Source organism: Trinickia sp. (assembly GCF_051953405.1).
GTDB lineage: Bacteria > Pseudomonadota > Gammaproteobacteria > Burkholderiales > Burkholderiaceae > Trinickia.
Genome location: NZ_JBQCIV010000055.1, coordinates 36,638 through 47,063, shown reverse-complemented (window position 1 = coordinate 47,063; position 10,426 = coordinate 36,638). Strand labels below are relative to the sequence as shown.

The 10,426-nt window shown below is 62.9% G+C and carries 13 protein-coding genes; 3 read left to right on the top strand and 10 right to left on the bottom strand.

The genetic code is table 11. The annotated features are described in order from the left end of the window. The coding region (locus tag ACTHN9_RS09140; protein WP_440536440.1) for an isocitrate lyase/phosphoenolpyruvate mutase family protein at positions 1-574 on the bottom strand (574 nt) is incomplete at its 3' end. Positions 575-834: 260 nt separating this feature from the next. On the opposite strand from ACTHN9_RS09140, the gene prpR reads away from it, so the two are divergent. Next, entirely contained in the window at positions 835-2,781 is a 1,947-nt protein-coding gene (gene prpR, locus ACTHN9_RS09135; RefSeq protein ID WP_440536439.1) for a propionate catabolism operon regulatory protein PrpR, read from the top strand. A gap of 29 nt (positions 2,782-2,810) precedes the next feature. On the opposite strand, the gene ACTHN9_RS09130 is transcribed toward prpR, so the two are convergent. Next, positions 2,811-3,194: a hypothetical protein gene (locus ACTHN9_RS09130; protein WP_440536437.1), complete on the bottom strand. Its 384-nt coding sequence runs from the start codon at positions 3,192-3,194 to the stop codon at positions 2,811-2,813. 182 nt (positions 3,195-3,376) lie between these two features. On the opposite strand from ACTHN9_RS09130, the gene ACTHN9_RS09125 reads away from it, so the two are divergent. Continuing rightward, positions 3,377-3,694, top strand: coding sequence for a YnfA family protein (locus ACTHN9_RS09125; RefSeq protein WP_440536436.1), 318 nt, complete (start codon positions 3,377-3,379; stop codon positions 3,692-3,694). 31 nt (positions 3,695-3,725) lie between these two features. On the opposite strand, the gene ACTHN9_RS09120 is transcribed toward ACTHN9_RS09125, so the two are convergent. Together ACTHN9_RS09120 and ACTHN9_RS09115 are read right to left on the bottom strand one after the other, a co-directional pair. After that, positions 3,726-4,037: a HigA family addiction module antitoxin gene (locus ACTHN9_RS09120; protein ID WP_440536435.1), complete on the bottom strand. Its 312-nt coding sequence runs from the start codon at positions 4,035-4,037 to the stop codon at positions 3,726-3,728. Positions 4,038-4,049: 12 nt separating this feature from the next. Further along, positions 4,050-4,328: a type II toxin-antitoxin system RelE/ParE family toxin gene (locus ACTHN9_RS09115; protein ID WP_440536434.1), complete on the bottom strand. Its 279-nt coding sequence runs from the start codon at positions 4,326-4,328 to the stop codon at positions 4,050-4,052. A gap of 434 nt (positions 4,329-4,762) precedes the next feature. Here ACTHN9_RS09115 and ACTHN9_RS09110 point away from each other — a divergent pair, with 434 nt between their 5' ends. Next, entirely contained in the window at positions 4,763-5,008 is a 246-nt protein-coding gene (locus ACTHN9_RS09110; protein WP_440536433.1) for a hypothetical protein, read from the top strand. A 102-nt stretch (positions 5,009-5,110) separates the two neighbouring features. Here the strand turns inward: ACTHN9_RS09110 and ACTHN9_RS09105 are convergent, their stop codons facing one another. From ACTHN9_RS09105 to ACTHN9_RS09080, 6 genes are all read right to left on the bottom strand, one after another. Continuing rightward, entirely contained in the window at positions 5,111-5,815 is a 705-nt protein-coding gene (locus tag ACTHN9_RS09105; RefSeq protein ID WP_440536432.1) for a glutathione S-transferase N-terminal domain-containing protein, read from the bottom strand. A 114-nt stretch (positions 5,816-5,929) separates the two neighbouring features. Further along, complete coding sequence (locus ACTHN9_RS09100) at positions 5,930-6,220, bottom strand: DUF971 domain-containing protein (RefSeq protein ID WP_440536431.1); 291 nt, start codon at positions 6,218-6,220, stop codon at positions 5,930-5,932. Continuing rightward, entirely contained in the window at positions 6,217-7,215 is a 999-nt protein-coding gene (locus ACTHN9_RS09095) for a HEAT repeat domain-containing protein (RefSeq protein WP_440536430.1), read from the bottom strand. Before ACTHN9_RS09095 ends, ACTHN9_RS09100 begins: the two co-directional genes overlap by 4 nt. 55 nt (positions 7,216-7,270) lie before the next feature. After that, positions 7,271-8,059 carry an ABC transporter ATP-binding protein gene (locus ACTHN9_RS09090; protein ID WP_440536429.1) on the bottom strand — a complete coding sequence of 263 codons (789 nt, stop codon included), beginning with the start codon at positions 8,057-8,059 and terminating at the stop codon, positions 7,271-7,273. After that, positions 8,056-8,922, bottom strand: coding sequence for an ABC transporter permease (locus ACTHN9_RS09085; protein WP_440536428.1), 867 nt, complete (start codon positions 8,920-8,922; stop codon positions 8,056-8,058). The genes ACTHN9_RS09090 and ACTHN9_RS09085 overlap by 4 nt, the downstream gene beginning before the upstream one ends. A 41-nt stretch (positions 8,923-8,963) precedes the next feature. After that, positions 8,964-10,391, bottom strand: a complete 1,428-nt coding sequence (locus ACTHN9_RS09080) for an ABC transporter substrate-binding protein (RefSeq protein WP_440536427.1) — start codon at positions 10,389-10,391, stop codon at positions 8,964-8,966. Positions 10,392-10,426 lie beyond the last annotated feature (35 nt).

Sequence of the window (10,426 nt, the reverse complement as noted above, 5' to 3'; positions counted from 1 at the left end):
AGTCCTCGAGCGTCTTCATCGCTTCGGGGAAGATCATGTCGGCGCCCGCCTCGACATAGGCGACCGCACGCTCGACCGCCACATCGATGCCTTCGACCGCGGCGGCGTCGGTACGCGCCATGATCACGAACGCAGGATCGGTGCGCGCGTCGACGGCCGCCTTCACGCGATCGACCATTTCGCCCTTCGGCACGACTTCCTTGCCCGGGCGATGGCCGCAGCGCTTCTGCCCGACCTGGTCTTCGATGTGCACGGCCGCGACGCCGGCCTTGATGAACGAGCGCACGGTGCGCGCGATGTTGAATGCGCCGCCCCAGCCCGTGTCGATATCGACGAGCAGCGGCAGCGAGCAGGCGTCGGTGATGCGGCGGGCGTCGATGAGCACGTCTTCCATGGTGCTGATGCCCAGATCGGGAATGCCGAGCGAGTTGGCGGCCACGCCGCCGCCCGACAAGTAGACGGCCTTGAAGCCGGTGGCCTGTGCCATCTTGGCGGCGTAAGCGGTGATCGCGCCTACGACCTGCAGCGGCTGTTCGTTCGCGACGGCCGCGCGGAAGGCCGCGCCGGCACGCATCGGTTGCTGATTACCTGTTTCCACGTTAGCTCCCAGAAAGGTGAACCGATAGAGCAAGGTACGGACCAGGCGCGTCGATGTCGGGTAACTGCTTGATTTTTATCGCGTGCCTGACGTCCGATCTGTCCGGTTCATTTCACAAGTGAAATCGATCGTTTCAGAATAGAAACGAAGCAAGCATAATACGCCTGCGCGTCCTTGCGCTGTTCCACAACAGAGTGTGCCCTGTGAGCCATTTCCCTTCCGATCGGTTAGTCGATATGCCGCCACGTCCGCGGATTTGGGCCTTCGGTATCAGCCGGCTGCGCGATCTCCTGTTCGAAATCGCGGGCGAATACGACGAAAGGGCCGACCTGCGTGTGATTTCCCGAGCTTACGACGATGCGGTGCGCGAGGTGGAGATGGCTGGCGCGCGGCGCCCGGACGTCATCGTCGCAGGCGGGTCCAACGCCGCCTATCTGAAGACACGGCTGTCGGTGCCCGTCGTGCAGATCAATCCAACGGGCTTCGACGTGATGCAGTCGCTCGCGCGGGCGCGTCGTCAAGGCGAGCGTCAAGTGGCGCTCGTCATGCCGGGCGAAACGCCGCAGGAAGTGCGCGATTTCGTGTCGGCGTACGGGCTCGATGTCGTCTTTGCGTCGTATCGCTCGGCCGAGGAGGCGGATGCGTGCGTGCAGGCGCTGCGAGCGCGCGGGGTCGGCGCCATCGTCGGCCCGGGGCTCATTGCCGATCTGGCGGAGGCGGCCGGGATCGATACGGTGTTCCTTTACTCGCATGCGTCGATCCGACGCGGGTTCGAGACGGCGTTGGATTTGGCAGAGGCGACGCGGGCGGAGGCCAAGCGCCGTCAGCACATCGACAATCTGCTTCAGCATTTGCGCGACGGGGTGGTCGCACTCGACGCGAGCGGCCGCGTGGAGGCGATCAACCGTCGCCTGGCCGATGCGCTCGATATCGACGCGGGGCGTGCCGTCGGGCGGCTGCTATCGGAGCTGGTGCCCGACCTTGCGCGCGCATTGCCCGAGACCGACGGCGATGTGCTCGCCTCGATTCGCGGCGTCAGCTATCTCGTGCATCGTGGGCCGCTCGTCGGCGATGGCGGGGAGGACGGCGTGGTGTTGACGTTTCAAGAGTCGCGCGCGGTGGAGCGGCTCGATCGCACATTGCGCTCGAAGCAGTTGACGCACCAGTTTTCCGCGCGCTATCGGCTCGACGATCTGGTGGGCGCGAGTGCATCGATTCAGCGCGTAAAGATGCTCGCGAAGCGCTACGCGAAATCCGATGCGACGGTGCTCGTGCTCGGCGAGAGCGGTACCGGCAAGGAGATGGTCGCGCAAAGTATTCATCGATTGAGTGCTCGCCGTGAGTTTCCTTTCGTCGCCATCAATTGCGGGGCTTTTCCCGAAGCGTTGCTCGAAAGCGAGTTGTTCGGCTATGAGGAGGGGGCGTTTACCGGCGCGCGTAAAGGCGGCAAGGCGGGCCTGATCGAAGCGGCGCACCGCGGGACGTTGTTTCTCGACGAAATCGGCGAAATGCCGCTGCCGCTGCAAAGTCGGCTGCTGCGTGTGCTGCAAGAGCGAGAGGTGGTGCGGCTCGGATCGACGGAGCCGACGCGTGTCGATATCCGCGTTGTCGCGGCGACGCACGGGGCATTGACCGAACGAATCGCCGCGGGGACCTTTCGCGCGGATTTGTACTATCGCTTGAATATTTTGAGCATGGCATTGCCGCCGCTGCGCGAACGCATCGACGACATGATGCCGCTGGCCGTCGCGCTCTTTATGCAAGCGGTGCGGCGTGAGCCCAGGCTGACGGCCCGCATTCGGAACAGCGAGCTTGGGGCGCAGGTACTCGCGGGCGTGGAGGAGGCGTTGTGCGGCTATCCGTGGCCCGGCAACGTGCGCGAATTGCAGAATGTGATCGAGCGGATCGCTGTTGAGTTGGCGGATAGCGAGACGTCGAGCGGCGACGGCGCGCCACTCGATATTGGAACGATGCGGACGATCGCGCCCGAGCTGTTCGTGGGCGGCGTGAATACGAGAGATCGCCGCGCGGACGCAAAAACACTGCGCGAGCGAAGCCGCCACGTCGAAGCCGATCAGATTCGAGCGGCGCTCGCGGCGTGCAAGGGCGATCGCGATGCGGCTTGCCGAGCGCTGGGGATCAGCAAGACCACGCTGTGGCGAAAGCTCAATGCAGTGCGATAAGCGCCGATAGCGGCGCCCCGCGTGCTGGATTACGAACGAAGATCGCCCGTTTTTAGCGAAATGCGCTTGCCTTCGTATTCCGAACTCATCGGCGCGACTGCTCCCGCAATACGTTGGCGACCCAGCTCGAAAGCCAGGGTGAGCTGACGCTCGCTCCCATCGAGTGCGCCGAGTTCGCGCTGCGCGAGGTCGGCGGGCAGCGCGAATGCGCGATATCCCCAACCGAATTCATACGCGGCGAACCAAAGGGCTTCGCCATGAACCATGGGACGAGTCAGCTTGACAGCGGGTGTGGCCGGGGTGGACATCGCAGCTCCTGGTGAATCGGGTGAACCTGGGCGAATCTCGGCAAAAAGCAGTACGACGAATTCTGCCAGGCAGTGTGGGATTTGAGTGAATGAAATCGTTTTCATTCGCGTAGAATTTGTGCTCTATAGTCAGACTATTGCTGATTGGGGTGCCGCCGGCACCGGGCCGTGCAATGGCGCCTGGCCGTGAAGGGTGTGAGCGCTTGTGCGGCGTCGTTCGGGTTCTGGCCTTCCGTGCTGAGTTAGCATGCCGGGGTTCCCCGACTCCATTCGTTCCGCTTCAGTGCATGAAGACGCTTTTTCTCTACGTCGCGACCGCGGTCGCGGAAATTGTGGGCTGCTACCTGCCGTATCTGTGGCTCAAGGAGCAGGCGAGCGTGTGGCTTCTCGTGCCGGCGGCGATTTCGCTCGCGCTCTTCGCGTGGCTGCTGACACTGCATCCGGCTGCGGCGGGGCGGGTCTATGCCGCGTATGGCGGCGTCTATGTTTCCGTCGCGCTGATTTGGCTGTGGTGGGTGCAGGGCATCGTGCCCACCCGGTGGGATTGCGCGGGCGTGGTGCTGGCGTTGATCGGTATGGGCGTGATCGCGTTTCAGCCGCGCTAAGCCGGTAGGCTTAAATTTCGTGGAAGAGAGGCTAGGCGGCTAATTTGCGCGGCGTCACTTCCCTGTCGATGTCTTTGCCGTGCGCGGCCGCTGCTGTTTTCAGGTCGAAGGCCTGCTGCAAATTCAGCCAGGTTTGCGCGTCTCCACCGAAATAGCGCGCCAAGCGCAGGGCCGTATCCGGCGTGATGCCGCGTCGCTCACGCACGATGTCGTTGATCCGAGCGGGGGTGACATGTAATGCGGTGGCCAAAGCGTTTGCCGTCATTCCCAAGGGCACGAGATATTCCTCGCGCAAAATCTCGCCTGGATGGACAGGACGCATCTTGTTTTGAAAGCGTGCCATGAAGTGTGTCCCTTAGTGATAGTCGACAATCTCTACGGCCTCGGGGCCGTCTGGGGTCCAGATGAAACAAATGCGCCATCGGTCGTTCACACGAATGCTGTACTGGCCGGCGCGATCGCCATTCAGTGCCTCTAGCCTGTTTCCCGGCGGCGAGCGAAGCGCCGAAAGAGATGCCGCCGAGTCCAACATCTGCAGCTTCCGTTCCACGGTAGCGTGGATATTTCCGAACCGTCTGGGACGGTGTCCTTCGTACAGGGCTTGAGTATCCGAACATTTGAACGACTGGATCATGAAATAGTCTATATCGTTTATCGATAAGCGGCAAGCGGTGCCAACAGGCGCTGCGACGCTGCGGGCTGAAACATACCGAAGGTCGGGTCTGATAGGCGAAGGCTGCGAAAATCTAGGACCCAATCCGGCTCGCAGACCGGGCGCTGACGGCTTCGCTATGGCCTCGTCGCCCCTAAATAGTCATTCTATTTTGCTTAGGTTGCGGTTATGACCCCAATCGGTGCCCCGACACCGAGGGCTAGCACGGCGCGGCGTCCTTCTCAACGTTGAACAGAGGCGCCAACGTTGCTCAATCTGTGGCTGAAGGCTTTGCGTATCGGCAGTGTCTGGCGTCTTCCGGTCGCTTCAAAGGTGCTTCGGCCACCGCGTTTGTGCTAGCTTGAAACCGCGATTCGGGCCCCCAACTCCAGGCGACTCAACAACGAGGTATTACCGTGAAATCAAATCGTAAGTCAGCACTTGTCCTGTCCGCGCTGCTCGCGCTCGCTACGGCCGGTACCGCCAATGCGGCAGGTTGTCTGAAAGGGGCTGTCGTCGGCGGTGTAGCCGGGCACTACGCGGGGCACCATGCGGTGGTGGGTGCCGTAGGCGGATGCATCGTCGGCCACCACCTGGCGAAGAAGCAAGCGCAAGAGAAGAAGGCGGCGCAGCTCAAGGCAGCGCAAGCGCAACCGCAGTAAGGAGCGAGCCTCGGCTGGGGCGCGGGCGATAACGCCCCGCCGCCCCACGGGCCGACGCGCTAGTACGCACAAGAGGTGCGAGCGCCGCTCGCCCCTACGCCATCAACCGCGGCTGGGAGTATCGAGCCCGCGGATCACGGCCGGCCGCGCAACGAACACGTCGAGCGCGCGCTTCACGTGCGGGAAATCGGCAAAGCCGACGAGCGCTTCCGCCTCGTAGAACCCAATCAGATTGCGAACCCACGGGAAGGTGGCGATATCGGCAATGCTGTAATCCTCGCCCATGATCCACTGGCGCTCGCACAAGCGATCGTTGAGCACGCCAAGCAAACGCCGTGCTTCGGCCACATAGCGATCGCGAGGACGTTTGTCTTCGTAATCCTTGCCCGCGAACTTATTGAAGAAACCCACCTGTCCGAACATCGGGCCGATACCGCCCATTTGGAACATGAGCCATTGAATCGTTTCGTAGCGAAGCGCTTCGTCCTGCGCAATGAGTTTGCGGCTCTTGTCGGCTAAATAAATCAGAATGGCGCCCGACTCGAATAGCGCGAGCGGCTTTTCACCGGGGCCGTGCGGGTCGATGATCGCCGGAATCTTGTTGTTCGGATTCAGCGAGCGAAACTCCGGCGACATCTGATCGTTCGTATCGAAGCGCACGAGATGCGGCTCGTAGGGCAATCCCGTTTCCTCGAGCATGATCGACACCTTGACGCCGTTCGGCGTGGGCAGCGAATAAAGCTGAATCCGGTCGGGGTGCTGTGCCGGCCATTTGCGCGTAATAGGAAAAGCGGAAAGGGCGTTCATCGAGCGGTGTCCTCGGGAAAGGGAGATGACAGCCGGCGATGATATACCAGGTGGTTTAAAGCCGTCGGGTCGGCGGCAGGGCGGCAGGGCGCGCGTGACGCGCCGGGACCCGCATTAGCCCCCTTCGCCGGCCAGTTGCGACAAATAGACCCACGGATAGATCCCGCGCGCGTGGCCGTCGCTGAATTCGATCTGCACGCCATAGCCCATCGGATGCAATTCGCCGAGTTCGAGCTGAGCGTCAGCTTCGATGCCCTCGCTCATCATGCGCTTGCGCCGGCATTCGGCGCAGGGACACAGCCGCCGCAATTGGGCGGCGGCGAGCGGTTGGCGCTCACCGCTTGGCCATACGAGCGTCACCGTGCGAGCGGCCCGGTCCACTTGAATCTCGCTGGGGGCACTCATCGTGAGGCCTTCTCGGCTCGGCGGCTTGGCTCGATCTGTGCGATGGCGATGCGCGCCGATTTCCGCACTTCGGGATCGCCGTCATGCAGGGCATCGTGTAAAGCGGCCAGGGTATCCGGTAGGCCAAGCTCGCCGAGCGCGAGCGCGGCTTCCTTGCGCAAGTTGCTGACCGTATGCCGCAGCAAGGCTGCGATGGCGGCCGCCGCGCGAGGCTCTCGCAACCGCCCGAGCGCCCGCACCGCATTGACGCGCACTTGCCAGTAGTCGTCGTCGAGCGCGGCCATCAGCGGGGCGGCGGCGCTCGCCACAGCGAGCTTGCCGAGCGTGTTGGCCGCCTGCTCTCGTACGCGCCATGACGGATCGGCCAAAGCGCTGAGCAGGGCGGAAACCACGGCACCGTCGTTGGCTGGCGCGAAACCGAGCGCGCCGGCCGCGGCGCGCCGCAAGTCGGGCTCGACGTCGAAGGCGCACAGATGCGCAAGCGATGCCAGGGCCCGCGCATCCTTCAGCCATCCGAGCACCCCGATCGCTTCCAGTCGCACGGCCGGCGTGTCGTCGCCCAAGGCGCGATGAGCGAGCGCGAACGCGTCGGGGCACCGCAGTTCGCGCAGGCCGCGCAACACGGCGGCGCGCAAAAACGGATCGGGCCGGTCGGCCCATGCGAGCAGCACGTGGGCGGATTCGGGACGCTTCAGTTCGGACAGGCTCTGCGCGGCGGTTCCGCGCACGGTCGCATCGGCATCGAGCAGTGCGGCGCACAGGCTCTCGACGACATCATCGCGCTCCCATTCCGCAAGCAGGCGCGCAGCCTCCTGGCGTACGGCAGGCGATCGATCGTCGTTGAGCGCCGCGACGATAGGCTCGACGAAGTCAGGGTCGCCGAGATCGGCGAGTTCCAACAGTGCCACGCGGCGCACGTTTGCGTCGGCGTCCTGAAGACGCTCGACTGCCGAGTGCGTATCGGCGCGCTGGGGAGTATCGAACGAAGCGGTCATGGTGTCCTGAGTGGTTAATGAAACGAGCGGTGCGGCACAACGGCTCTCGATGGCGTTACGCCGCTTCGCGCAGCGCTTCGAGGCAACGCCGCTTGATGTCGATGAAGGCAGGATCGAGCGTAGTGTCGTCGTTACGCGGGCGCGCAAGCGGGATCTGGATGTCATCGACGATCCGCGCCGGTTGCCGCGAGAGGATGACGATGCGATCGCCAAGAAAAATGGCTTCGTCGATGTCGTGCGTGACGAAGATCACCGTGGTCTGGAGCGTGGCCAACACATCCAGCAACAGCGTTTGCATATGGCGGCGAGTCTGCGCATCGAGCGCGCCGAATGGTTCATCCATCAAGAGAACGCGCGGACGATTGATGAGCACGCGGGCGATCTCGACACGCTGTTGCATGCCGCCGGACAGTTGCGCGGGATAGTGCGATTCGTATCCGCCTAGACCGACGAGTTCGAGCAGCGCGATGGCTTCGCGCTTGCGCGCGGCGGCGTCGACCCCTTGCATCTTGAGCCCGAACGCGACGTTCTCGACGATGCGTTTCCACGGAAACAAGGTGTGCTGCTGAAAGACTAAACCGCGTTCGGGGTGGGGCCGATCGATGCGTGCGCCGTCCAGTTCGAGTTGTCCATCCTTGGGCGAGACATGACCCGCGATCGCGCCGAGCAAGGTCGACTTACCGCAGCCGGATGGGCCAAGTACGCACAGAAGCTCGCCTGCCGCCACGTCCAGATCGATCCGGTGCAGTGCGGTTGCGCGCGCATGAGCGGGGCCGACATCGACGCTGAGCCCGCGCAAGCTGACATGGCCTGCGCGTGGTTGGGCGGTGCTTAGCGCGTTCATTGCTTTGCCCCGCGTAGTCGATACCAAGGCGTCGAGGCAAGGCCGATGCGTTTGACGATCAGGCTGCTCGCCATGCCGAGTACGCCGATCAGCCCCATGCCGACAATGATGTCCGCATAGTTCTGCAACGTGTACGACTCCCACGTGAAATAGCCGATCCCGAATTGTCCCGCGATCATCTCGGCCGTGACCAGGCAGAACCACGCCGTGCCCATCCCGATCGAAAGTCCGGTGAACAACGCGGGCGCGGCACCCGGCACGATCACTTCGGCATAAAGCCTTAGCGGCCCGGCACCGAGGCCGCGTGCCGTTGCAACGAGACGAGGATCGATGGCCTCCACGCCATGGATCGTGTTGAGCAAAATGGGAAACAGCGCCCCGATGAACGTGATGAAAATCATGCTCGCCTCGGAGGAGGGAAACATCAAGATCGCCAGCGGGATCCAGGCGACGGCCGGGATCGGTCGCAAGACTTCGAGCGGCGGCAGAACCGCATCTTCGAGCAGACGATGACGGCCGATAGCGAGCCCAAGCGTGACGCCCACCACGGCCGCTGCGAAAAATCCCGTGAGTACGCGAAACGTGCTTGCGGCCAGATGCATCGGCAGTTTGGGAGAGTGCAATTGCGCCCAAAACGCGCGCGCCACGTCGGCCGGTGCTGGCACGTTGGCGAACGTGACGATACCCAGCGAGAGCCGGTAATGCACGACGAGCTGCCACATCGCGACGCAGGCCGCGATCGAAGCCAATTGCACCGCGCGGCGCCGAACCGTGGCTGCCGCGCCCGCCCCCGAGAGGACCGACGACCGATGCTTGGGCGCTTTGCGCGAGCGCAGTTCGGGTAATTCAAACGTGACGGCCATGCGGATCACACTCCGTTTGACGAAATGAACGATGAGATCGATTAGCGCGCGGCGAGCGAAGATTCGGCTCGCTTCGAGATCGCGGCGTAGTCGTCGACGTTGCCTGAGACCTGCTGGGCATAGGTGGCTGCGTTGGAGCGAAGCAAGAAGGCGGCGATCGCGCCGGTTCGATCCTTGACGTACCACGCTTGCTTGGCGAAAAGTTTTAAGCCGCTTGCGTGATCGCGCACATAGACGACACGCGCCGTTTCGCCGCCGTGCCGTAGCTTGTCCAACGCGGCGAACGCCTCGGCCGGGTTCGCATAGTTGCGTACGTGCGCTTCGTTCGTCAGCCAGATTTGCGCGACGTCGCGGTCGTTATGAATCGGCTTGCCCGTCGCCGCGTCGTTCGCCGTCAATGCGAACTTGGAATAGTCCGCGAGCGCGGCGTCGTAATCGAGGTGCGATTCCTTGAACGCTTCGCGGATATAGCGATCGTCGATGAACGTCTTGGGATCGAGTGCGACGTCGGTTTTCTTCAGCAGCTTCAATGTGTCGATGGCGGTGGCCACGGCCTGACGATACTCGGGTTTCCACGTTAGGTCGCGCGTTTGAATGCCGAGCGGCCCATGATAGAGGTAGTCCACCGGCGCTTCGATGCCCGCTACCTTTTCGATTAGCAGGCTGTACTTCTCCGGGTCTTCGTTCATCAACCGGTTCGCATCGATCGCGGCGCGCAGATAAGCGACGACGATCTCCGGGTACTTCTGTGCGTACGCCGCATCGACGAGCGCGCCATGAAACGTCGGTGCATGGCTCTGTGCGCCGTCATAGATCTTGCGGGCGATGCCGCGATAGGGGAACAGATCGGCGAACGGCACAAAATCCGCGTGCGCATCGATTTTGCCGGCCTTCAGTGCGCTGCCCGCCACCTCCGGTGCTTGCGTGATGATATTGACATCGGTGTCGGGATCCCACCCCTGCGCCTTGATCGCGCGCAACAGCATGCCGTGCGAAGTCGAGGCGAACGGGACGGAAATCGTTTTGCCTTTCAAGTCGGCGATCGAATGCAGCGGCGAATTCATCGGGACGACGATGCCGTTGCCGCTGCCGTCGATGCTGCCGGACAGCACCGTAATGAAGACGCTGCGCTTGCCGGCCTTTTGAAAGGCGGCGCCATTCAAGGCGCCCGGGAAGTCCGCCATCGCACCGAAATCGAGCCTGCCCGCAACCATCTCGTTCGTGAGCGGCGCGCCGGAAGTAAAGTCTTTCCATTGCACGTCGTACGTGACGTCCTTGTATTTGCCGGTATGGGGCAAGTATTTGTCGAGCAGGTGGAGTTCTCGGATCAGCAAGCCTCCGGTTGCGCAGTTGATCGTCGTATCCTGCGTGCCGATGGCTACACGGATGGTTTCAGCGTGCGCGAGCGCGGCCGATGTGCCGACGACAAGCGGGATCAATAGACGAAGAGCGTGGATTCGAAGGTTCATGTCGATTCAACAAAGCAAACGATAGGGGCGAGTCG